23 protein-coding genes, 1 tRNA gene and 1 riboswitch are annotated in these 20,828 nt (G+C 68.1%); of the genes, 16 read left to right on the plus strand and 8 right to left on the minus strand.

Going from position 1 to position 20,828, the window contains the following annotated elements:
• Nucleotides 1-154 precede the first annotated feature (154 nt).
• The 5 genes from OHA88_RS28565 to OHA88_RS28585 all read left to right on the plus strand — a co-directional run bounded on the left by OHA88_RS28565 (nucleotide 155) and on the right by OHA88_RS28585 (nucleotide 3,706).
• Nucleotides 155-1,594 carry an amino acid permease gene (locus OHA88_RS28565; RefSeq protein ID WP_267004941.1) on the plus strand — a complete coding sequence of 480 codons (1,440 nt, stop codon included), beginning with the start codon at nucleotides 155-157 and terminating at the stop codon, nucleotides 1,592-1,594.
• An 89-nt stretch (nucleotides 1,595-1,683) separates the two neighbouring features.
• Nucleotides 1,684-2,115, plus strand: a complete 432-nt coding sequence (locus OHA88_RS28570; protein WP_030923086.1) for a Mov34/MPN/PAD-1 family protein — start codon at nucleotides 1,684-1,686, stop codon at nucleotides 2,113-2,115.
• A gap of 134 nt (nucleotides 2,116-2,249) precedes the next feature.
• Nucleotides 2,250-2,375 (plus strand): putative leader peptide, encoded by a 126-nt coding sequence (locus OHA88_RS28575; RefSeq protein WP_256223732.1) that lies wholly within the window; start codon nucleotides 2,250-2,252, stop codon nucleotides 2,373-2,375.
• 102 nt (nucleotides 2,376-2,477) lie between these two features.
• Complete coding sequence (locus OHA88_RS28580; RefSeq protein WP_030971063.1) at nucleotides 2,478-2,756, plus strand: MoaD/ThiS family protein; 279 nt, start codon at nucleotides 2,478-2,480, stop codon at nucleotides 2,754-2,756.
• Nucleotides 2,756-3,706 carry a PLP-dependent cysteine synthase family protein gene (locus tag OHA88_RS28585; protein ID WP_030923093.1) on the plus strand — a complete coding sequence of 317 codons (951 nt, stop codon included), beginning with the start codon at nucleotides 2,756-2,758 and terminating at the stop codon, nucleotides 3,704-3,706. The genes OHA88_RS28580 and OHA88_RS28585 overlap by 1 nt, the downstream gene beginning before the upstream one ends.
• Before the next feature lie 183 nt (nucleotides 3,707-3,889).
• On the opposite strand, the gene OHA88_RS28590 is transcribed toward OHA88_RS28585, so the two are convergent.
• Nucleotides 3,890-4,369, minus strand: a complete 480-nt coding sequence (locus tag OHA88_RS28590; protein ID WP_328627603.1) for a type II toxin-antitoxin system PemK/MazF family toxin — start codon at nucleotides 4,367-4,369, stop codon at nucleotides 3,890-3,892.
• Nucleotides 4,370-4,551: 182 nt separating this feature from the next.
• Between OHA88_RS28590 and OHA88_RS28595 the strand changes: the two genes are divergently transcribed.
• On the plus strand, nucleotides 4,552-5,304 hold the full coding sequence (locus tag OHA88_RS28595) for an MBL fold metallo-hydrolase (RefSeq protein ID WP_328627604.1): 753 nt from the start codon (nucleotides 4,552-4,554) through the stop codon (nucleotides 5,302-5,304).
• Nucleotides 5,305-5,379: 75 nt separating this feature from the next.
• Here the strand turns inward: OHA88_RS28595 and OHA88_RS28600 are convergent, their stop codons facing one another.
• Both OHA88_RS28600 and OHA88_RS28605 read right to left on the minus strand, forming a co-directional pair.
• A complete protein-coding gene (locus tag OHA88_RS28600; protein ID WP_328627605.1) occupies nucleotides 5,380-6,684 on the minus strand; it encodes a PTS transporter subunit EIIC in 1,305 nt (434 codons plus the stop codon).
• A gap of 263 nt (nucleotides 6,685-6,947) precedes the next feature.
• On the minus strand, nucleotides 6,948-8,258 hold the full coding sequence (locus tag OHA88_RS28605) for a PTS transporter subunit EIIC (protein ID WP_328627606.1): 1,311 nt from the start codon (nucleotides 8,256-8,258) through the stop codon (nucleotides 6,948-6,950).
• 192 nt (nucleotides 8,259-8,450) lie between these two features.
• On the opposite strand from OHA88_RS28605, the gene OHA88_RS28610 reads away from it, so the two are divergent.
• From OHA88_RS28610 to rdgB, 4 genes are all read left to right on the plus strand, one after another.
• Nucleotides 8,451-8,714, plus strand: a complete 264-nt coding sequence (locus OHA88_RS28610) for a PTS glucose/sucrose transporter subunit IIB (RefSeq protein ID WP_326629981.1) — start codon at nucleotides 8,451-8,453, stop codon at nucleotides 8,712-8,714.
• Nucleotides 8,715-8,803: 89 nt separating this feature from the next.
• Nucleotides 8,804-9,541, plus strand: coding sequence for a ribonuclease PH (gene rph / locus OHA88_RS28615; protein ID WP_326629982.1), 738 nt, complete (start codon nucleotides 8,804-8,806; stop codon nucleotides 9,539-9,541).
• 103 nt (nucleotides 9,542-9,644) lie between these two features.
• Entirely contained in the window at nucleotides 9,645-10,043 is a 399-nt protein-coding gene (locus tag OHA88_RS28620; RefSeq protein WP_326603955.1) for a hypothetical protein, read from the plus strand.
• Nucleotides 10,044-10,077: 34 nt separating this feature from the next.
• A complete protein-coding gene (rdgB, locus tag OHA88_RS28625; protein WP_326629983.1) occupies nucleotides 10,078-10,680 on the plus strand; it encodes an RdgB/HAM1 family non-canonical purine NTP pyrophosphatase in 603 nt (200 codons plus the stop codon).
• A 66-nt stretch (nucleotides 10,681-10,746) separates the two neighbouring features.
• Here the strand turns inward: rdgB and OHA88_RS28630 are convergent.
• From OHA88_RS28630 to bcp, 4 genes are all read right to left on the minus strand, one after another.
• A tRNA-Leu gene (locus OHA88_RS28630) sits at nucleotides 10,747-10,830 on the minus strand.
• A gap of 52 nt (nucleotides 10,831-10,882) precedes the next feature.
• Nucleotides 10,883-11,914 (minus strand): HNH endonuclease signature motif containing protein, encoded by a 1,032-nt coding sequence (locus OHA88_RS28635; RefSeq protein ID WP_328627607.1) that lies wholly within the window; start codon nucleotides 11,912-11,914, stop codon nucleotides 10,883-10,885.
• Between the two features lie 156 nt (nucleotides 11,915-12,070).
• The gene (gene proP / locus OHA88_RS28640) at nucleotides 12,071-13,567 is read right to left on the minus strand and encodes a glycine betaine/L-proline transporter ProP (RefSeq protein ID WP_328627608.1); all 1,497 of its coding nucleotides are present in this window, start codon (nucleotides 13,565-13,567) and stop codon (nucleotides 12,071-12,073) included.
• A 112-nt stretch (nucleotides 13,568-13,679) separates the two neighbouring features.
• A complete protein-coding gene (gene bcp / locus OHA88_RS28645; RefSeq protein WP_326603951.1) occupies nucleotides 13,680-14,147 on the minus strand; it encodes a thioredoxin-dependent thiol peroxidase in 468 nt (155 codons plus the stop codon).
• Nucleotides 14,148-14,274: 127 nt separating this feature from the next.
• Between bcp and OHA88_RS28650 the strand changes: the two genes are divergently transcribed.
• The 3 genes from OHA88_RS28650 to OHA88_RS28660 all read left to right on the plus strand — a co-directional run bounded on the left by OHA88_RS28650 (nucleotide 14,275) and on the right by OHA88_RS28660 (nucleotide 15,474).
• Nucleotides 14,275-14,595, plus strand: coding sequence for a DUF3618 domain-containing protein (locus tag OHA88_RS28650; protein ID WP_328627609.1), 321 nt, complete (start codon nucleotides 14,275-14,277; stop codon nucleotides 14,593-14,595).
• A gap of 55 nt (nucleotides 14,596-14,650) precedes the next feature.
• The gene (locus tag OHA88_RS28655; RefSeq protein WP_030923137.1) at nucleotides 14,651-14,989 is read left to right on the plus strand and encodes a GroES family chaperonin; all 339 of its coding nucleotides are present in this window, start codon (nucleotides 14,651-14,653) and stop codon (nucleotides 14,987-14,989) included.
• 59 nt (nucleotides 14,990-15,048) lie between these two features.
• Nucleotides 15,049-15,114: riboswitch (guanidine-III (ykkC-III) riboswitch) on the plus strand.
• 39 nt (nucleotides 15,115-15,153) lie between these two features.
• On the plus strand, nucleotides 15,154-15,474 hold the full coding sequence (locus OHA88_RS28660) for a DMT family transporter (protein WP_328627610.1): 321 nt from the start codon (nucleotides 15,154-15,156) through the stop codon (nucleotides 15,472-15,474).
• Between the two features lie 18 nt (nucleotides 15,475-15,492).
• Here OHA88_RS28660 and OHA88_RS28665 read toward each other — a convergent pair whose 3' ends face one another.
• The gene (locus OHA88_RS28665; protein ID WP_328627611.1) at nucleotides 15,493-17,859 is read right to left on the minus strand and encodes a transglycosylase domain-containing protein; all 2,367 of its coding nucleotides are present in this window, start codon (nucleotides 17,857-17,859) and stop codon (nucleotides 15,493-15,495) included.
• Between the two features lie 191 nt (nucleotides 17,860-18,050).
• Here OHA88_RS28665 and OHA88_RS28670 point away from each other — a divergent pair, with 191 nt between their 5' ends.
• Genes OHA88_RS28670 through OHA88_RS28680 form a run of 3 tightly spaced genes read left to right on the plus strand, consistent with a single transcriptional unit; the run spans nucleotide 18,051 to nucleotide 20,747 of the window.
• Entirely contained in the window at nucleotides 18,051-18,851 is an 801-nt protein-coding gene (locus tag OHA88_RS28670) for an ABC transporter permease (RefSeq protein WP_267004955.1), read from the plus strand.
• A gap of 55 nt (nucleotides 18,852-18,906) precedes the next feature.
• Nucleotides 18,907-19,734: an ABC transporter permease gene (locus tag OHA88_RS28675; RefSeq protein ID WP_328629819.1), complete on the plus strand. Its 828-nt coding sequence runs from the start codon at nucleotides 18,907-18,909 to the stop codon at nucleotides 19,732-19,734.
• A gap of 26 nt (nucleotides 19,735-19,760) precedes the next feature.
• Entirely contained in the window at nucleotides 19,761-20,747 is a 987-nt protein-coding gene (locus tag OHA88_RS28680) for an ABC transporter ATP-binding protein (protein WP_443044301.1), read from the plus strand.
• Nucleotides 20,748-20,828 lie beyond the last annotated feature (81 nt).

The raw sequence follows: 20,828 nt of genomic DNA on the forward strand, positions 1-20,828 counted from the left end.
GATAAATCTTCACGACCACCCGGGGACGCCACCCCTGTTCCCGGGGGCGCTACAGCCGGCGGATCGCCGGTCGCACTCCATCCATATCCGGGGGGATCAGGACCTGATCCGCAGCCTCAACGGCGCGGATCGGCGTGGAGAAAGGCGCATCACCATGACATCGGCGAAGGTCGACAAGGGACAAGACGGCCGTCCGGCCGCAGCAACAACGGACGCGGCCGCCTCGGGCGAGGGATACCAGCGCGCCCTCGGCGCCCGCCAGATCCAGATGATCGCAATCGGCGGGGCCATCGGCACCGGCCTCTTCCTCGGTGCGGGCAAGGCCATCGCCAAGGCGGGGCCCAGCCTCATCCTGGCCTATGCCGTCGCCGGCCTGGTGATCTTCTTCATCATGCGGGCGCTCGGTGAACTCCTCATGTACCGCCCGGTCTCGGGTTCCTTCTCGGAGTACGCCCGCGAATTCGTCGGGCCCTTCGCAGGCTTTGTCACCGGCTGGACCTACTGGCTCTTCTGGGTCGTCACCGGAATCACCGAAGTCACCGCGGCAGCCCAGTACATGACGTACTGGTTCGACATCGCCCAATGGGTCTCCGCACTGATCTTCACGATCATTCTGTACGGCGTGAACCTGATCTCCGTGAAACTCTTCGGTGAGCTGGAATTCTGGTTCTCGATGGTCAAGGTGACCGCCATCGTCGGCATGATCCTCATCTGCGCCGGAATTCTCACCCTGGGCTTCTCCGACGCCGGGGACACCGCGAGCGTGACGCACCTCTGGTCCGACGGCGGCTTCTTCCCGCACGGCATCAGCGGCACCCTCATGACCCTGCAGATCGTGATGTTCGCCTTCCTCGCCGTCGAGCTCGTCGGCGTCACCGCGGGCGAGTCCAAGGACCCGAAGACCGTCCTGCCCAAGGCCATCAACACCGTGCCGTGGCGCATCGCCGTCTTCTACGTCGGCGCGCTGATCATGATCCTGTCGGTCGTCCCGTGGACCGAGTTCGAGCCCGGCATCTCCCCGTTCGTCGCCGCCTTCCAGAAGATGGGCCTCGGCGTCGGCGCCGCGATCGTCAACTTCGTCGTCCTGACCGCGGCCCTCTCCTCCTGCAACTCCGGTATGTACTCAACCGGACGCATGCTGCGCGACCTCGCGCTCAACGGACAGGGCCCGAAGTTCTTCACCAAGCTGACCAAGAGCGGCACCCCGCTCGTCGGCACCACGTTCTCCGCCGCGCTCATGCTCGTCGGCGTGTGGATCAACTACCAGTGGCCCGGCGACGCCTTCACCTACGTCGTCTCCTTCGCCACCATCTCCGGCATGTGGGCCTGGATCATGATCCTCGTCTGCCAGATCCGCTACCGCTTCCTGGCCGACCGCGGTGCGCTCCCGCAGTCCACCTTCCGGGCCCCCGGCGCCCCGTACACCAGCATCTTCGCGCTCGCCTTCATCGGCATGGTCATCGTCATGATGGCCGTCGACAAGGACGCCAGGATCTCGTTGTACTGCGCCCCGCTCTGGGCCCTGATCCTCGGCGTCTCGTACCTGGTGCTCAAGGCCCGTAACCCCGAGAACAAGGCCTTCGCCAAGAGCTGATCCAGCGCCTTCGGCACCTTCTGTCCAGCATGCGGGCCCTCGCGTACCACTCCTCGGAGTCGCGGGGGCCCTCTGCTTATCCTGGCGCCATGCTGACCCTCACCCAGGCGCTGTACGACCAGATCGTCGCGCACTCCCGCGCGGACCACCCCGACGAGGCGTGCGGCGTGGTCGCGGGCCCGGCCGGAACAGGCCGCGCCGAACGCTTCATCCCGATGCTCAATGCCGCCCGCTCGCCCACGTTCTACGAGTTCGACTCCGCGGACCTGCTGAAGCTGTACCGCGAGATGGACGACCGCGACGAGGAGCCGGTGATCGTCTACCACTCGCACACCGCGACCGAGGCCTACCCCTCGCGCACCGACATCACCTACGCCAATGAGCCCGGCGCCCACTACGTGCTCGTCTCCACCGCCGACACGGACGACGCGGGCCCCTTCCAGTTCCGCTCGTACCGCATCGTCGACGGCGTGATCACCGAGGAGGACGTCAAGGTCGTCGAGGCGTACGAACCCGCCTGACCGGCCGCGGGCCGGGGGCGGCGCCCCGCCCCGGGCCCTTCCCCTGCCGACAGCAGTCCACCAGGCGAACGCTCATCATCCAGCAGGTGAGATCACATGCCGGAATCCGGACCGGGAATCGATACGATGAGCCCATGGTTCCCCATGACGTGAGCGAGAAGACGCCGGGCACGCTGCTCGTCGCGCGCCTGCACGTCGACCTGTGCAGGCTCTCCAGCGCGATCTGTACGAGCCGCCTCCCCGTCGCAGGCAAGGCCTGAGCCGGGTCCCGGCCCGAAGCGCCGACCATCGCACTTTCCCTGCGCGGGGGGCAGAGCCGCGCGCCCCACGCCACCACTCCGCTTTCGACAGGAGCCCACGCCATGGCCATCGAGGTCCGCATCCCCACCATCCTCCGCACCTACACCGACGGCGCGAAGGCCGTCGAAGGCAACGGAGAGACCCTCGCCGACCTCTTCACGGATCTCGACAGCCGCCACAACGGCATCCGTGAGCGCATCGTCGACGGCGGCGAACTCCGTCGCTTCGTGAACGTCTACCTCAACGACGAGGACGTCCGCTTCCTCGACGGCATCTCCACCAAGCTCAGCGACGGCGACAGCGTCACCATCCTCCCGGCCGTCGCGGGCGGCATGAACTGATGCGGTACGACAGCCCGCTCGCCGCGGTGGGCAACACCCCGCTCGTCCGCCTGCCCCGGCTGTCACCGTCGGACGACGTCCGCATCTGGGCCAAGCTGGAGGACCGCAACCCCACCGGCTCGATCAAGGACCGCCCCGCGCTCCACATGGTCGAACAGGCCGAGAAGGACGGCCGGTTGACGCCCGGCTGCACCATCCTGGAACCCACCAGCGGCAACACCGGCATCTCGCTCGCCATGGCGGCCAAGCTCAAGGGCTACCGCATCGTCTGCGTCATGCCGGAGAACACCTCCCAGGAACGGCGCGACCTGCTCGCCATGTGGGGCGCCGAGATCATCTCCTCCCCGGCGGCCGGCGGCTCCAACACGGCCGTCCGCGTCGCCAAGGAGCTCGCCGCCGAGCACCCCGACTGGGTGATGCTCTACCAGTACGGCAACCCGGACAACGCCGGCGCCCACTACGCCACCACCGGTCCGGAGATCCTCGCCGACCTGCCCTCCATCACCCACTTCGTGGCAGGCCTCGGCACCACCGGCACGCTGATGGGCGTCGGCCGCTTCCTGCGCGAACACAAGCCGGACATCAAGATCGTCGCCGCCGAGCCGCGCTACGACGACCTGGTCTACGGGCTCCGCAACCTCGACGAGGGCTTCGTCCCCGAGCTCTACGACGCCTCGGTCCTCACCACCCGCTTCTCCGTCGGCTCCGCCGACGCCGTCACCCGCACCCGCGAACTCCTCCAGCAGGAAGGCATCTTCGCGGGCGTCTCCACCGGTGCGGCACTCCACGCGGCGATCGGCGTCGGCAACAAGGCGGTCAAGGCCGGCGAGCCGGCCGACATCGTCTTCGTCGTCGCGGACGGCGGCTGGAAGTACCTGTCGACGGGCGTCTACACCGCCCCGACCACGGAAGCGGCCATCGAAACGCTGCACGGCCAGCTCTGGGCGTAACACGTCGCTCAGGCGGTTCCCGGATGCCGGGCGGGCTGGAAACATCCGGCCCGCCCGGCATTTTCAGCCCCTCCTGCATGTGAGGAGCGGGGTCCGCGGCGGAGCCGCGCAGTGTCATGGCCCGGACGGGACAGGTGGCGGACAGCCCGCCGCCTGCGTCCCACCGCCGCCGCCCCCTGCACCTCACCCGAACCGTCGCACCTGATCCCACACCCCCGGATCCACCACCCCCACCCGCCGCCGGAACCCCCGCACCACCACATCCCGCAGCTCATCCGTCTCCAGGAAGCTCGCCCGCCCCCGCGGATCGCCCACCGCGCCCGGCGGCAGCGCGATCACCCCCGGCCGCTCCTCGTGATGCTTGCTGGTGATCTTCGCCACGCGCGCGGTGCCATCCCGTACCGACAGCACCAGGCACGGCCGGTCCTTCGACCCGGGCCCGTCCTCGTACGGAACCTCGGCCCACCAGATCTCCCCCGGCCGCGGTGTGCGCTCCGGCCCGCCCCGGGGCCCCTCCGTCCTCCCCGGCGGGCGCGTCCGCCCCCTCGGGCGCCCACCCGGGCGCCGGTCACCGCGCCCGAGCCGGCCCCGCCCGTCGGCAATCGCGGCGATGAGCGCCAGCAGTACGACCGCGCCGAGCACCGGCCACCAGGACATGTTCATGCACCGACGGTACCGGCGCCCCGCCGGCCCGCAGCTCGCAACCGCTTCCATCGAACCGGTGACAGAGCAGGTGAGTTCGCCCACAACGGCAGGCCCTGGAGGAGCGACCAGGTGTTTGGCGCCTTACGCTCAACAAATCGCACGAACCCTCCCCGTTCCCACGTCTCGGAGGTTCACGCTCCATGAAGCTCACCGTCGTCGGCTGCTCCGGCTCGTTCCCGTCCGCGGGTTCGGCATGCTCGAGCTACCTCGTAGAGGCCGACGGCTTCCGGCTGCTCCTCGACATGGGTAACGGCGCCCTCGGAGAGCTGCAGCGCCACATCGGGCTCTACGACCTGGACGCCATCTTCCTCAGCCACCTCCATGCCGATCACTGCATCGACATGTGCGCGTACTTCGTGGTGCGCTACTACCGGCACGACGGCGGACGACCGGAGCCCATCCCGGTCTACGGGCCCGACGGCACCGAGCAGCGGCTGACGGCCGCGCACGGCGACACCCCGTCCGACCGGGCGATGAGTGAGGTCTTCGACTTCCACACGCTGAAGTCCGGCTCGTTCGACATCGGCCCCTTCTCGGTCCGTACGGAGAAGGTCTGCCACCCCGTCGACACCTTCGGCATCCGCATCGAGCACGACGGCCGCTCGCTGACGTACTCCAGCGACACCGGAACCTGCGAGGGGCTGGACGAACTCGCCGAGGGCACCGATCTGTTCCTCTGCGAAGCGTCGTTCACCCACGGCAAGGAGGACATTCCGGACCTCCACCTCAACGGCCGCGAAGCCGGCGAGCTCGCCGCGCGCGCGAAGGTGGGCCGGCTCGTCCTGACCCACATCCCGCCGTGGACGGACGCGGACCGCAATCTGGCGGACGCCCGCGCGATCTACGGCGGCCCGGCGGAACTGGCGGTCCCGGGCGCGGTCTACGAGATCTAGGGCCCCGCGTACGTACGACAGAGCCCCCACCCTCCGGACGGAGGGTGGGGGCTTCTGCGTCGGCGTTGCTGAGGCTTACGCCTTCGTCAGGTCCTCGAGCTCCTCCTCGGGCTCGCGGCCCGGGGTGGGGAGGTTGAACTTGGTGATCGCGAAGCGGAAGACCACGTAGTAGATCGCTCCGAAGGCCAGGCCGACCGGGATCATCAGCCATGGCTTGGTGGAGATGCCCCAGTTGATCAGGACGTCGGTGAGGCCGGCCGAGAAGCTGAAGCCCATGTGGATGCCCAGCGCCCAGGTGACGGCCATCGATATGGCCGTGAGGACCGCGTGGATCGCGTACAGCAGCGGCGCGATGAACATGAACGAGAACTCGATCGGCTCCGTCACGCCCGTGACGAACGACGTCAGCGCGAGCGACATCATCATGCCCATCACTGCCTTGCGGCGCTCGGGGCGAGCGGTGTGCGCAATGGCGAGAGCGGCTGCGGGGAGGCCGAACATCATGATCGGGAAGAAGCCCGTCATGAACATACCGGCGTTCGGGTCACCGGCGAAGAAGCGCGGAAGGTCACCGTGGAAGACGTCACCCGCGGAGTTCGTGAAGTCGCCGATCTGGAACCAGGCGACCGAGTTCACGAACTGGTGCATGCCGATCGGGATGAGACCGCGGTTGATCAGGCCGAACAGGCCGGCACCCGTGGCACCCAGGCCGGTCATCCACTCACCGAAGTTGGTGATGACGTTGCCGATCGGCTCCCAGCCCACGACGACCAGCACACCGAGCACGGTGCCGACGGCGGCCGTGATGATCGGGACGAGCCGACGGCCGTTGAAGAAGCCCAGCCAGTCGACCAGCCTGGTGCGGTGGAAGCGCTGCCAGAGCACGGCGGTCAGCAGACCGAGAACGATGCCGCCGAGGACACCCGGGTTCTGGAAGGTGGCAGCGGTGGCTGCCTCGGTGCCCTTCTGCCAGAAACCGCCGCCGAGACCGGTCCCGGTGTAGGTGGCGCCCTTGTGGCCCTCCTCGATCGGGAACTGGTGGATCACCGCGTAGTAGGTGAGGAAGCCCACGACCGCCGCGAGCGCCGTGGAGCCGTCGGCCTTCTTCGCGAAGCCGATCGCCACACCTATGCAGAAGAGCAGCGGCAGCCCGAACGAGCTGTCCAGGATGGCGCCGCCGGCGCCCGCGAAGACCTTCGCGACATCAGCCGGAAGGTGCAGCTTCTCCTGGACGTCCCCCTGGCCGAGGCGGAGCAGGAGCCCCGCGGCGGGCAGCACGGCGATCGGCAGCTGGAGGCTGCGTCCCACCTTCTGCAGGCCCTGGAACACGCCGGAGCCCCGCTTCTTTGCGGGGGCCGCCGAGGCGGTGGCCGTACTCATCAACTTCCTCCAGTAGGCAAAGGCGCCGCCAGGAACAGGGATCTTTTTTGGGGGGCGACGACTCTAGAAACGTGACGGGCGTCACGTGGTCTGGACCACTCAGTGGTGTAGACCAGTTTTAGCACGGTGTGGGTTGTATAAGGAACCTGCAAATGTCGACTACTTCGCAGTAGCTCATCGACACCTTGAGTGACATGACGAAGGCCCCCGGACCGTGAGGTCCGGGGGCCTTCGTCGGCCGGGCGTGGAGCCTGGCCGTAGTCCTACTTGACGAGGTCTTTCTCGATCTCTGCCTCCAGTTCGTCGGGCTCCCGTCCAGGGGTCTGGAGGTTGAACCTGGTGATCGCGAACCGGAACAGCACGTAGTACACCACTGCGAAGCAGAGGCCGATCGGAATGATCAGCCATGGTTTCGTCGCCAGGCTCCAGTTGATGACGTAGTCGATCAGGCCCGCCGAGAAGCTGAAGCCGTCCTTCACGCCCAGCCCCCAGCTCACCGCCATCGACACACCGGTGAGCACCGCGTGGATCGCATACAGGAGCGGGGCGACGAAGAGGAACGAGTACTCGATCGGCTCGGTGATACCCGTCACGAACGACGTCAGGGCGACCGAGAGCATCATGCCGCCGACCGCCTTCCGGCGATGCGGCTTGGCGCAGTGGTAGATCGCCAGGGCTGCCGCCGGAAGCGCGAACATCATGATCGGGAAGAAGCCCGTGGTGAACTGCCCGGCCGTCGGGTCGCCCTGCAGGAACCGGTTGATGTCACCGTGCACCACCGTCCCGTCCGGCTTGGTGAAGTCGCCGAACTGGAACCAGACGAAGGTGTTCAGGAACTGGTGCAGGCCGATGACCAGCAGTGCGCGGTTGGCGACGCCGAAGATCCCGGAGCCCAGCCAGTTCAGATCGGTCAGCCACTTGGAGAAGCTGATCAGACCGTCACCGATCGGCGCCCACAGCCAGGCGCACAGGGCCGCGAAGAGCAGCCCGACGAACGCCATGATGATCGGCACGAGCCGGCGGCCGTTGAAGAAGCCCAGCCAGTCGACCAGCTTGACGCGGTGGTACCGCTGCCAGAACCACGCGGACAGCAGGCCCATCACGATGCCCCCGAACACGCCGGGGTTCTGGTACTCGGCGGCCGTCACCTTGGCCTCGCCGGTGACGCAGGTGCCGAACCAGGTGCCGCCGGCGGTGAACGTGGAGCCCGGGGCGCAGTCCACCGGAAATGCGTGCAGCACCGCGTAATAGACGAGGAAACCGGTCACCGCGGCGAGCGCTGTCGAGCCGTCCGACTTCTTCGCCATCCCGATGGCGACACCGACGCAGAACAGCAGCGGCAGTCCCAGCCCGGAGTCGAGCAGCGCACCACCGGCCGCGGCGAAGACCTTGGCGACGTTGTTCCAGCCGAGCCCTTTGCTCCCGAACACGTCCTCCTGGCCGAGCCGGTTGAGGATACCCGCGGCCGGGAGCACCGCGATCGGGAGCTGGAGGCTGCGACCCATCTTCTGGAGGCCCTGGAACAGACCGTTCCACCACTGTTTCCGTGGCACGGCGGCGCTGTCGGAGCTCATCGTCGTCCTCCCGGAACAGGCCACGTTTGGCGGTCGCCGCAAACTGGTGTAGACCAGTTGCGTCACGGTGCGGAGCCCACCCGGAAGGCAGGGCGCCGGTGATCGTCATCATTGGTGATGGGTCGACAGCTCGCTCGCGAAGTTGGGCCAACCGTGCGTTACCGTGACGAAACGGACCCATGGTGGGCCGGCATGCGGACGCGAACAACCAGGGAGAACGACATGGCCAGCAAGGCTGAGAAGATCGTCGCCGGGCTCGGCGGTATCGACAACATCGAAGAGGTCGAAGGCTGCATCACCCGCCTCCGCACCGAAGTCATCGACCCGAGCAAGGTCGACGAAGCCGCGCTCAAGGCCGCCGGCGCCCACGGCGTCGTCAAGATGGGCACCGCGATCCAGGTCGTCATCGGCACCGACGCCGACCCCATCGCCGCCGACATCGAAGACATGATGTGACCACCCGCTGAGCCCGCCCGGCTCCACACCCCACAGGCCCCGCTCCCGCCCGGACCGGGGCCTGCGGCGCAGCCGATAGGCTCGACGCCATGTCTCGTATCGACGGCCGCACCTCCGAACAGCTCCGCCCCGTCACCATCGAACGCGGATGGAGCAAGCACGCCGAAGGCTCAGTCCTCATCTCCTTCGGCGACACCAAAGTCTTCTGCACCGCCTCCGTCACCGAAGGCGTCCCGCGCTGGCGCAAGGGCAGCGGCGAAGGCTGGGTCACCGCCGAATACTCCATGCTGCCCCGCTCCACCAACACCCGCGGCGACCGCGAATCCGTACGCGGCAAGATCGGCGGCCGCACCCACGAGATCAGCCGCCTCATCGGCCGCTCCCTGCGCGCCGTGATCGACTACAAGGCCCTCGGCGAGAACACCATCGTCCTCGACTGCGACGTCCTCCAGGCCGACGGCGGCACCCGCACCGCCGCCATCACCGGCGCATACGTCGCCCTCGCCGACGCCATCACCTGGGCCCAGGGCAAGAAGCTCATCAGGCACGGCCGCAAGCCGCTCACCGGCACCGTCTCCGCCGTCAGCGTCGGCATCGTCGACGGCACCCCGCTCCTCGACCTCTGCTACGAGGAGGACGTCCGCGCCGAGACGGACATGAACGTCGTCTGCACCGGCGACGGCCGCTTCGTCGAAGTCCAGGGCACCGCCGAGGCCGAGCCGTTCGACCGCAAGGAACTGAACGTGCTCCTCGACCTCGCCACCGCGGGCTGCGTCGACCTGACGGCGTACCAGCACGTGGCACTCGCCCGCACCCTCGGCGAGTAAAGAAGCAACCAAGTACGCACCACAGAGCGTCGTGACGAGTATGGGCGCACGGGTCGAACCGTGCGCCCGTCCGCGTATCCGCATCCGGGGAGGAACCCGCACCATGGCCAAGGCCACCCGCCACCGCCGCACCACCGTCGCGCTGACCCTGACCGCCCTCACCATCGCTCTCACCGCAGCAACCGGCTGCGGCGCCGTCGACAAGGCGCTCGACTGCGTCCGCACCGCCGACGCCATCGCCACCAGCGTCAATAACCTCCAACAGGCCGTCTCCAACGCCTCGAACGACCCCACCCAGGCAGCCGAAGCCCTCGACGAGATCGACAAGGAACTCGGCAACCTCGGCGACACGACCGACAACGCCGACCTCTCCAAGGCCGTCGACGACCTCCAGACCGGCGTCAAGAACGTCCGCACCTCCATAGACAACGGCGACGCCACCCCCGACATCACCCCGGTCACCGACGCCGCCAAGGAGATCGGCAACGTCTGCACCTCGTAGCACCGGACCCGGCCCGCCCCGCGATAATCGGCACATGACCCGCCTGATCCTCGCCACCCGCAACGCCGGGAAAGTCAACGAACTCCACGCGATCCTCGCCGACGCCGGCCTCACCCACGAACTCGTCGGCGCGGACGCGTACCCCGACATCCCCGACGTCAAGGAAACCGGCGTCACCTTCGCCGAGAACGCCCTCCTCAAGGCCCACGCCCTCGCACAGGCCACCGGCCACCCTGCGATCGCCGACGACTCCGGCCTCTGCGTCGACGTACTCGGCGGCGCCCCCGGCATCTTCTCGGCCCGCTGGTCCGGCACCCACGGCAACGACCGCGCCAACCTGGACCTGCTCCTGGCCCAGCTCTCCGACATCGACGACACCCACCGCGCCGCCCACTTCGCCTGCGCGGCAGCCCTCGCCCTCCCGGACGGCACGGAACACGTGGTCGAGGGCCACCTCCTCGGCACCCTGCGCCACACCCCGTCCGGCACGAACGGCTTCGGCTACGACCCGATCCTCCAGCCGGAGGGCATGACCGTGACCTGCGCGGAACTGACCCCGGCGGAGAAGAACGCGATCAGCCACCGGGGGAAGGCGTTCCGGGCGCTGGTGCCGGTGGTGCGGGAGCTGGTGGGGTGACGGTGGCAGTACGTTGAAGGCCCGGCACGCAATTGCTGCGAGCCGGGCCTTCGATTCCATCGTCAGTGCGGCCGGTGGGATTCGAACCCACACAGGATTTCTCCCAGATGCCCCTAAAACACCCGCCGATACCAGTTTGGCTACGGCCGCGTATCCGGATCCATCCTAGCGGGCCGGGGCCTCTCGTGGCACAGCGAGGCCGCTACGTGGAGATGCGCGGTTTGCTCTTTCGGTTGCGGCACCATGTGTCGGTGAGGGCATGGCAGTTAGGGCACAGATAGCGGAGATTTCCGGCCCGGTTGTCGAGCCAATCGCCGCTGATATGGTCGATCTGAAGCGTGATCGGCTGACCCTGCCATTCGCCCGGATTGCCGCAGGCAGCGCATCGGTACGGGATACCGACCTCTTGCAGCGCGCGGTGCAGCCTTGTTCGGTTTGCACGCGATGACCCCTGCGGCATGACCACAAGTGTTGTCGATGCGATCGACTTCGACTCACGCGCCGGGGTCGAGCGTGAGGCCCAGGGCCGACGCCTGAAGTGGCCGGTGTCCAGCTCGAGTTGGGCCACCTTGCGCCTTATGCGCCGATGGTTCGTATCGTTCACCGCAAGGCCGAGTGCGCGCATGACATCTGCGTAGCTGGTGGCCTTCGGGATAGCGGCACGCAAGGCGTCCTCCGGGATGGCCAGGCGAGCGTTGCGGAAGTGCGAAGTGTCAATTCCGTTCCTGCGGAGCATCCCTGCCACGGCAGCGCGCGATTGGCTGTCGTCGCGCACTCCGAGCTCTCGTGCCACTCCGCGAATGCTCTCGGCCGAGGCGGCAGCCGTCCGTAGCTCCTCCAGGGTGTACAAGTGGCCCAGCTGGGGGCGGCCCATGCCGGGGAAGTGGCTGACGTCGATCCCCGCGGCAGCGATGCGACGGCTTATGTGGGACAACGTTCCGGATGCCGGAGTCGCCCCCAGTTTGTCGACGACCTCGCGCAGCGACGATGAGGTTGCGGCAGCGGCTGCTATGGCCTCGTCGGTGTACTTACGCCAGGGACTGCGCTTCTTGAAGTGGCTGGTGTCGAGACCGAACCCGACAACCTTCTTCTGGAGGGCGCGTCGCCGGCCGCCACTCGGCTTGAGGTCGAGGCGACGCATCAGGTCCGTCCAGTTGGTTGAGGCGGCCACGGCTTCAGCAAGTACTTCCCGACCACCCGTTTCGAGCAGCTCACGGGTGTATCGAACCGCCATCGATCCCCTCCGTTCCCGACCGCACGTTCGCGGTCCCGTACGGAGCAACGAACCGTTTATCGGATGGTCACGTCCGAAATGCGGTGAGATGTGGAACGGCCCGCCCCGCTTCAGTCGAAGCGGGGCGGGCCGTTTCCCGGGGGACGGGGTCAGGGGTCAGAACTTGGGCTCAGGAGTCTGTGCCGCGCACAGCTGCGCCGCCTCCTCCTCCGTCTCCACCGACGGGGGCGAGCCGTCCAGCGGCTGCTGGGCGGTCTCCTTCATGCAGGCCACCGCGATCACGCCGACCAGGGCCGCCGCCATCGCGTAGTACGCCGGCATCAGGTTCGTGCCGCTCCAGCTGATCAGCGCCGTGATCACCAGCGGGGTCGTACCGCCGAAGAGCGAGGCCGAGAGGTTGTAGCCGACCGACAGGGAGCCGTAGCGGACCTGGGTGGGGAAGAGGGCGGGGAGTGCGGCGGACATCGTGCCGAGCATGCAGACCAGGGAGAGCCCCAGCATCAGCATGCCGATCGTGATGGCCGGGATGCCGTCCTGGCGGATCAGCAGGAAGGAGGGGAGCGAGAGGCAGAGGAAACCCAGCATTCCCGCCATCAGCAGCGGCTTGCGGCCGAAGCGGTCGGAGAGCTTGCCGACCTGGCTGATGATCAGCATCAGGAAGACCATGACGGCGAGCAGGATGAGCAGGCCGTGGGTCTCGCTGTAGCCGAGTTCGTCGGAGAGGTACGTCGGCATGTACGACAGCAGCATGTAGTCGGTGATGTTGTACGCGCCGACGAGGCAGATGCAGAGGATCAGCGTCGGCCAGTACTGCCGGAAGATCTTTGCGAGGTCACCCTTGGCCGTGGTCTCGACGCTGCCGGCGGCCTCGGTGGCCTGAGCGTTGCCGCCCTCCAGTTTCTGGAAGGCCGGGGTCTCGTCGAGGCGCAGTCGGAGGTAGAGGCCGACCAGGCCGAGGGGGCCGGCGACGAGGAACGGGATGCGCCAGCCCCAGGACTCCATGGCGGCGGTGTCGAGGACGGCGGTGAGTGCGGTGACGAGACCGGCTGCGCCGACGTATCCGGCCAGGGTGCCGAATTCGAGGAAGCTGCCGAAGTAGCCGCGGCGCTTGTCGGGGGCGTACTCGGCGATGAAGGTGGATGCGCCGCCGTACTCCCCGCCGGTGGAGAAGCCCTGGACCAGCCGGAAGAAGATCAGCAGGGCGGGTGCCCAGAGGCCGATCGAGGCGTGGGACGGGATGACGCCGATGGCGAAGGTGCCGACCGCCATCATGATCATGGTGAGGGCGAGGACCTTCTTGCGGCCGATCCGGTCGCCCATGGGGCCGAAGAACATTCCGCCGAGCGGGCGTACCAGGAAGGCGACCGCGAAGGTGGCGAACGAGGAGAGCAGCTGGGTGGTGCTGTTCCCGGACGGGAAGAAGACGTGCCCCAGGGTGACGGCCAGGTAGGAGTAGATGCCGAAGTCGAACCACTCCATGGCGTTGCCGAGGGAGGCCGCCTTCACCGCCCGCTTGACTGCCTGGTCGTCGGTGACGGTGATGTCGGACCGGCGCAGCCTGGGGTTCCCCCGCTGCCGGATGGCGCGGAAGAGGGTGGGGTGGCGTTTGACCGCTTCGGGGTCGGCCACCTGCTGAAGGTCGGAGGCCGCCATGGCCGGGTCCTTTCCTCGGTGGGTGTTCCAGGAAGGGCTTCTGCGCGGTCATGGCGGTCGCAAACCGATGGGGGGTGAAAGTGCGACGCCCGTCACAGGGGCGTGGCGGCGGTCAGATGCCGAGGTCCTTGATGATCTTGGCTACGTGGCCGGTTGCCTTGACGTTGTAGAGGGCGCGTTCGACCTTGCCCTCCTCGTCGACGATGATCGTGGAGCGGATGACGCCCGTCACCGTTTTGCCGTAGAGCTTCTTCTCGCCGAATGCGCCGTAGGCCTGGAGGGTCTCCTTGGACGGGTCGCCGACCAGTGTGACCTCGAGGTGTTCCTTCTCGCGGAACTTGGCGAGCTTCTCCGGCTTGTCGGGGGAGACGCCGATGACGTCGTATCCGGCGCCGGTCAGGAGCCCCAGGTTGTCCGTGAAGTCGCATGCCTGCTTGGTGCAGCCGGGGGTGAGGGCGGCCGGGTAGAAGTAGACGATGACTTTGCGGCCCTTGTGGTCGGCGAGCGAGATGTCGTTGCCGTCGGCGTCGGGGAGGGTGAAGGCCGGGGCGGTGTCGCCGGGCTGGAGTCGCTCGCTCATGGTTCTCCTCAAGGGCGTGTGGGGTGTACGGGACCGAGGGTAATAGGGGTGCCGCCGGGTGTGCGGGCGGCCGAGCTGACAGACTGTCGATGAAGGTTTACCGGACGACGACCACGGAGGCGGCGCAGTGTCGGATGCCAGGACCCCTGCGCAGATCGAGGCGGACATCATCAGCAGGCGTGAGCAGCTTGCGGTGGTGCTCGATGAGATCGGGGTGCGGGTGCACCCGAAGACGATCATCGGCGATGCGAAGGCCAAGGCTGTCGAGGCCGCCGACCGGACGGCCGGGCGGGCGTATGTCGCGGTGAATCGGACGGTGTCCGATGTGAAGGCGCAGTTTGTGTCGGAGGATGGCGCGCCGCGTCTGGAGCGGGTGATTCCGGTGGCTTTGCTGGCGGCGGGTGTGATCGGACTGGTTGTGGCGTCGGCGCGGCGCAAGAAGCGCTGAGAAGGCTGACCCCCGGGGGCGTGCGGCGCGGCTGTGGACAGGTAGGTTTCGGGTCGTGAGCGAGAACACCGACGACAAGCTGCCCATTCGCATGCTGCATGACCGCGTGCTGGTCCGGTCCGATACGCCCGAGGGCGAGCGGCGTTCGGGCGGCGGCATCCTGATTCCGGCGACGGCTGCGGTCGGTCGTCGACTGGCCTGGGCCGTGGTGGTCGCGGTCGGCCAGAACGTGCGGACGGTGGAGCCGGGCGACCGGGTGCTGTACGACCCCGAGGACCGTGCGGAGGTCGAGGTGCGCGGTGTGGCGTATGTGCTGATGCGGGAGCGGGATCTGCACGCGGTGGCTGCGGACCGGTTCGAGGGTTCGGTGGATTCGACCGGGCTGTATCTGTAGCTCTCCCGATGTGCCCGACGTAAGGCCTGGTGACAGCCGTCACCAGGCCTTTTGCCTGTTCTTTGCTATGTTGGTGGGACCCCGACGAGACGCGCCGTACCGGGCTTTCGCAAAGACGACGCACCCGTGATGTCCGTGTGTCTGTGTGTGTCGGAGGTGCCGTCGTGGCGTGGGTTCTGCTTGTTGTGGCCGGTCTGCTGGAAGTGGGCTGGTCGATCGGGATGAAGTACACCGACGGGTTCACCCGGCTGTGGCCGAGTGTGTTCACCGGATTCGGGATCGTGGCCAGCATGGTGCTGTTGTCGCAGGCGGCGAAGTCGCTGCCGATCGGTACGGCGTACGGCGTGTGGGTCGGTATCGGTGCGGCGGGGGCGGCGGTGCTGGGCATGGTCGTGCTGCATGAGCCGGTGACCGCCGCCCGGGTCTTCTTCGTGTCTCTGTTGCTGGTGGCCGTGGTGGGGCTGAAGGCGACCTCGGGGCACTGAGCCGTCGGTCGGCCGGATTCACTGGCGGTCCGGGTCCGATTCCAGGTCCGGGTCCGGGGTCGAGGCCGGGGCCGGGCGGGCGCCGCCCGCGCCGCGCGGGAAGAAGTCGTCGATGCCGCCGCTGTCCTCTCCGCCGGTGTCCGTGAATTCGCTGGGCGGCTGGTCGGCGGGCGGCTCCGGCGGGATGGCGGGTTCGCTGTCGGTGGGGACGGTGGGCGGGATGGCCGGGCTGCTCGGCTGCGTGTCCGACGGCGTCGCGGACGGGGTGCCGGTGTCGGTCGGTTCGGTGGCTTCGCCGGTCGGCAGGTACGGTTCCTCGGCGCCGCGTTCGAGGGTGAGGTCGAAGTCCTGGACGCTGGTTCCCTGCAGCGCGGCGCCGGTGTACTGGGCCCAGGTCTGGGCGGGCGCGCCGCCGCCGTTGACCCGGGACAGGCCGAGTGCTCCGTACAGCGGTTTCTGCACCCCGGTGTCGGGGTCCTGGCCCATGACGGCGATGACGGTCGCGAGGTCGGGGGTGTAGCCGGCGAACCAGGCTGCCTTGTCCTCCTCGGCGGTGCCGGTCTTGCCGGCGGCGGGGCGGCCGGCTGCCTGGGCTGCGGTTCCCGAGCCGTTTTCGACGACGCTCTGCAGGATCGAGGTGGTGGTGTCGGCGGCTTCGCGGCTGACGGCCTGCTCGGTGGTCCGGTCGGGGAGGGGGAGGCCCTCGCCGTCCTTGCTGACCTTGTCGACGAGGGTGTACGTGGTGTGCCTGCCGTGGTTGGCGAGGGTCGCGTACGCCCCTGTCATGTCGAGGACGCTGGCGGTGGCGGTACCGAGCGCGATGGACGGCGATGCGGTGAGGTCGGGGGTGTTCTTGGGGATGCCGAGGTCGATGGCGGTCTGTTTGACGATGTCGGGGCCGACGTCCTCGGCCATCTGCGCGTAGACGGCGTTGACGGACTTGTCGGTGGCCATACGGACGGTGATCGGGCCGTAGCTGACGTCGTCCTCGTTGGCGGGGGCGTAGCCGGTGGGTCCGTTCGGCCCCTGGACCATGCGCCTGTTGGTGCCGTCGTAGACGGTGTTGGGGGTGATGCGCCGGCCGTCCTGGGTCCTGGAGCCGTTCGCGACCGCGGAGGTGAAGACGAACGGTTTGAAGGTGGAGCCGACCTGGTAGTCGCGGCGGGTCGCGTTGTTGACGTACTGCTTGGTGTAGTCGATGCCGCCGTACATGGCGACGACCCGGCCGTTCGCGGGGTCGATGGAGGCGCCGCCGACGCGGACGTTGCGGTCGGCCGTGCGCTCGCCGCTCGTCTGCGACATGACGTTGTCGTCGACGGCTTCGACGAGGGCGTTCTGCTTCTTCTTCTCCAGCGTGGTGGTGATCCGGTAGCCGCCGGTGGCCAGCGTCTTGTCGTCGATGATCTGGTGGGCGGTGAGGTAGTCCTTGACGGCCTGGACGATGTAGCCGCGCTGTCCGGAGAGGCCGGTCGATCTCTTCACCTTGTCCGGCACGGGGAATTGCATGGTGGCGCGGTCGGCTGCGCTGAGCCAGTTCTCCTTGACCATGCCGTCGAGTACGTAGTGCCAGCGGGCGACGGCCGCCGCCTTGTTCTCGGGGTGGACGACGACGTCGTACGCGCTGGGGGCGTTGAGCAGGGAGGCGAGGTACGCGCCTTCGGCGGTGGTGATGTCGCCGATGTCCTTGCCGTAGTACGCCTGGGCGGCGGCCTGGATGCCGTAGGCGTTGCGGCCGAAGTAGCTGGTGTTGAGGTAGCCCTCGAAGATGTGGTCCTTGCTCACCTCGCGGTTGAGTTTGATCGCGATGAAGAACTCTTTGATCTTGCGGATGACGGTCTGTTCCTGGCCCAGGTAGTAGTTCTTCACGAACTGCTGGGTGATGGTCGAACCGCCTTGTCTGCCCTTGCCGGTGAGGGTGTTCCAGCCGGCCCGGAACATGGCTTTGATGTCGACGGCGCGCTCGGAGTAGAAGTTGCGGTCCTCGGCGGCAAGGACTGCGTGCTGGACGGGGAGGGGGACCTGGGCGAGCTGGATGTTCTGCCGGTTGACGTCGCCGTCGCGGGCGATGACGGTGCCGTCCTTGTAGAGGTAGACGTTGGACTGCGCGGTGGCGGTGGGGTTGGCGGGGGGGATGCCGACGAGCTGGTATCCGGCGATGAAGCCGCCGATGAGGAGCAGGGCGATCACCAGGAGCGTGGCGAGTGCGGCCCGCCAGGTGGGGACGGCCCGGCGCCAGCCGGTTCGCCTGGGCCGGCCGGTGCCCCCCGTCCTCCCTCCGGGCGCGGCCGCCTGGCCTGCGGGTGCGCCGGTGCCGGCAGAGAGGTCCTTCGGGGGCCAGTTCCCGTTGCCGGGATCCCCGCTCTGCTGCTGTGGCTCGTCGCTCATGTCGGTGAAGACTCCTCGGCCGCGGTCAGTTCCCCCATACTGCACTTTTCTGTGCAATAAGCGCCGGATCGACCTCCGGAGGGAGGGCCGAAAAGCGGTCGCGGCGGCTGCTTCCGCTGGACTAGGGTCGTGCGCTTTGGTGCCCGGCGCCGTTGGGCGTCCGAGTGCGAACGAGTGCGGGGGCGATTGAGGTGCGGCTGTACGCGGTGGTCGCGGCGGGCGGGTTCCGGCGCTATGCCACCTACCGGATCGCGACGGCGGCGGGGGTGTTCACCAACACCGTCTTCGGTTTCATCCTGGCGTACACCTATATGGCCCTGTGGGACGAGCGGCCGCAGCTCGGCGGTTACGACATGTCCCAGGCGCTCACCTATGTGTGGCTGGGCCAGGCGCTGCTGGCGACGTGCGCCATGATGGGCGGCGGTTTCGAGGACGAGCTGATGGAGCGGATCCGTACCGGCGACGTGGCGATCGATCTCTATCGGCCGGTCGATCTTCAAATGTGGTGGCTGGCCGGGGACTTGGGGCGCGCGGCGTATCAGCTGATGGCACGCGGCATCGCGCCGATGGTGCTGGGCGCGCTCGCCTTCCCGCTGGCGTTGCCCACGTCGCCGGGGATCTGGCTGGCGTATCTGGTCTCGGTGACGCTCGGTGTGGTGGTCAGTTTCGCGGTGCGCTATCTGGTGGCGCTCTCCGCGTTCTGGCTGATGGACGGGGCGGGCGCGTCGCAGATCGCCTTTCTGGCGGGGTTGTTCTTCTCCGGGATGCTGCTTCCGCTGACGCTGTTCCCGGGGTTGCTGGGCGAGGTGGCGCGGGCACTGCCGTGGTCGGCGCTGCTGCAGGTGCCGGCCGATGTGTTCCTCGGCAAGCACACGGGGTGGGGGCTGGTGGAGGCGTTCGCGTTCCAGGGCGGCTGGGCGCTGGCGCTGCTGCTGGCGGGGCGGCTGGTGCAGTCGGTGGCGACGCGGAGGGTGGTGGTCCAGGGTGGCTGAGGTTGCACAGACGGCGCAGGCGGCGGAGGCCGCAGGAGGCGTCGAGACGCCCGAGGTGGCGTTCGCCGAACGGTCGAGGCTGGTCGAGGGGGTCCGCGCGTACGGGCTGATCGCCTCGATGTGGCTGCGCTCGACGATGGCGTACCGGGCCTCGTTCGTCATGACGACGCTCGGGAACTTCGCGGCGACCGGCTTCGACTTCGTCGCGATCATGCTGATGTTCGCGCACGTCGACGAATTGGGCGGCTACACGCTGCCGGAGATCGCCCTGCTGTACGGGGCTTCTGGCACCGCGTTCGGCCTGTCCGATCTGGTGCTGGGGTCGATGGACCGGCTGGGCCGCCGGGTCCGGGACGGCACGCTGGACACGCTGCTGGTGCGCCCGGTGCCGGTGCTGGCCCAGGTGGCGGCGGACCGGTTCGCGCTGCGCAGGCTGGGGCGGATCACGCAGGGGCTGCTGGTGTTCGGGTACGCCCTGGCGACGCTGGACATCGACTGGACGCCGCTGCGGGTGGCGATGGTGCCGCTGATGCTGCTGACCGGGGCAGCGATCTTCGGGGCGGTGTTCGTGTGCGGGGCGGCGTTCCAGTTCTTCGCGCAGGACGCCGCCGAGGTGCAGAGCTCCTTCACGTACGGCGGGAACACGCTGCTCCAGTACCCGCCGACGATCTTCGCCAAGGATCTGGTGCGCGGGGTGACGTTCGTCGTGCCGCTGGCCTTCGTGAACTGGCTGCCCGCGCTGTATGTGCTGGGCCGGGACTACCCGCTGGCGCTGCCGGAGTGGGTGGCGTTTCTGCCTCCGGTGGTGGCGGCGGTGTGCTGGGTGATCGCGGGGACGGCGTGGCGGGCGGGCCTGCGCTCGTACCGGAGCACGGGAAGTTGACCAGCGGGAGAACGAGGGCATCGGACATGGGCATGGACACGGATACCGACTTCATCGAGCTCGACAACGTCGAGAAGGTCTTCGACGTGCGCCGCAGGACGGGCTTCCTGCGCAGTGAGCGCCGCGAGGTCCGGGCGGTCGACGGGATCAGCTTCCGCGTGCCGCGCGGCGAGATGGTCGGCTACATCGGCCCGAACGGTGCGGGCAAGTCGACCACCATCAAGATGCTGACCGGCATCCTCACCCCGAGCGGCGGCCGGCTGCGGGTCGCGGGCATCGACCCGTCCAGGGAGCGTACGAGGCTGGCGCACCGGATCGGTGTGGTCTTCGGCCAGCGCACCACGCTCTGGTGGGACCTGCCGCTGCGTGACTCGTACCGGCTGGTGCACCGGATGTACCGGATCCCGGACGGTCGCTACCGGGAGAACCTGGACCGCTGCGTCGAACTCCTCGATCTGGGCGAGCTGTTGGACGTACCGGTGCGGCAGCTGTCGCTCGGGCAGCGGATGCGCGGCGATATCGCGGCGGCGCTGCTGCACGACCCGGAGGTGCTGTACCTGGACGAGCCGACGATCGGCCTCGATGTGGTCTCCAAGGCAAAGGTCCGTGGCTTCCTTCGCGACCTGAACGCCGAGCGGGGTACGACGGTGCTGCTCACCACGCATGATCTGACGGACATCGAGCAGCTCTGCCGGCGGGTGATGGTGATCGATCACGGCCGTCTGATGTACGACGGGGCGCTCGCCGGACTGCACGAGATCGGTGCGAGCGAACGCACCCTGGTCGTCGACCTGGAGCGGGAACTCCCGGCGATCCGGCTGGAGTCGGAGCCTTCGGTGCGTACGGTGAAGGTGGAGGGGCCGCGGCAGTGGCTGGCGTTCCCCGCGTCCGGATCGGCGGCGCCGCTGGTGGCGCGGATCGCCGCGGAGTATCCGCTGGTGGACCTGTCGGTGCGGGAGCCGGACATCGAGGCCGTGATCGCGAGGATGTACGCGTCGGCCGGCAGTGTGTAGAACGATGTGAGGCAGCGTCAATTGTCGCTGGCCACAGTCGGATCGGTGACGTGGGCGGATGCGTTCAATAGGCTGCGCGGT

The sequence above is a fragment of the Streptomyces sp. NBC_00353 genome (assembly GCF_036108815.1).
GTDB lineage: Bacteria > Actinomycetota > Actinomycetes > Streptomycetales > Streptomycetaceae > Streptomyces.

Bases quoted from the DNA above. Each gene is read 5' to 3' on its own strand.
- OHA88_RS28565 (WP_267004941.1), top strand. From the start codon at position 155: ATGACATCGGCGAAGGTCGACAAGGGACAAGACGGCCGTCCGGCCGCA.
- OHA88_RS28570 (WP_030923086.1), top strand. From the start codon at position 1,684: ATGCTGACCCTCACCCAGGCGCTGTACGACCAGATCGTCGCGCACTCC.
- OHA88_RS28575 (WP_256223732.1), top strand. From the start codon at position 2,250: ATGGTTCCCCATGACGTGAGCGAGAAGACGCCGGGCACGCTGCTCGTC.
- OHA88_RS28580 (WP_030971063.1), top strand. From the start codon at position 2,478: ATGGCCATCGAGGTCCGCATCCCCACCATCCTCCGCACCTACACCGAC.
- OHA88_RS28585 (WP_030923093.1), top strand. From the start codon at position 2,756: ATGCGGTACGACAGCCCGCTCGCCGCGGTGGGCAACACCCCGCTCGTC.
- OHA88_RS28590 (WP_328627603.1), bottom strand. From the start codon at position 4,369: ATGAACATGTCCTGGTGGCCGGTGCTCGGCGCGGTCGTACTGCTGGCG.
- OHA88_RS28595 (WP_328627604.1), top strand. From the start codon at position 4,552: ATGAAGCTCACCGTCGTCGGCTGCTCCGGCTCGTTCCCGTCCGCGGGT.
- OHA88_RS28600 (WP_328627605.1), bottom strand. From the start codon at position 6,684: ATGAGTACGGCCACCGCCTCGGCGGCCCCCGCAAAGAAGCGGGGCTCC.
- OHA88_RS28605 (WP_328627606.1), bottom strand. From the start codon at position 8,258: ATGAGCTCCGACAGCGCCGCCGTGCCACGGAAACAGTGGTGGAACGGT.
- OHA88_RS28610 (WP_326629981.1), top strand. From the start codon at position 8,451: ATGCGGACGCGAACAACCAGGGAGAACGACATGGCCAGCAAGGCTGAG.
- rph (WP_326629982.1), top strand. From the start codon at position 8,804: ATGTCTCGTATCGACGGCCGCACCTCCGAACAGCTCCGCCCCGTCACC.
- OHA88_RS28620 (WP_326603955.1), top strand. From the start codon at position 9,645: ATGGCCAAGGCCACCCGCCACCGCCGCACCACCGTCGCGCTGACCCTG.
- rdgB (WP_326629983.1), top strand. From the start codon at position 10,078: ATGACCCGCCTGATCCTCGCCACCCGCAACGCCGGGAAAGTCAACGAA.
- OHA88_RS28635 (WP_328627607.1), bottom strand. From the start codon at position 11,914: ATGGCGGTTCGATACACCCGTGAGCTGCTCGAAACGGGTGGTCGGGAA.
- proP (WP_328627608.1), bottom strand. From the start codon at position 13,567: ATGGCGGCCTCCGACCTTCAGCAGGTGGCCGACCCCGAAGCGGTCAAA.
- bcp (WP_326603951.1), bottom strand. From the start codon at position 14,147: ATGAGCGAGCGACTCCAGCCCGGCGACACCGCCCCGGCCTTCACCCTC.
- OHA88_RS28665 (WP_328627611.1), bottom strand. From the start codon at position 17,859: ATGAGCGACGAGCCACAGCAGCAGAGCGGGGATCCCGGCAACGGGAAC.
- OHA88_RS28680 (WP_443044301.1), top strand. From the start codon at position 19,761: ATGGGCATGGACACGGATACCGACTTCATCGAGCTCGACAACGTCGAG.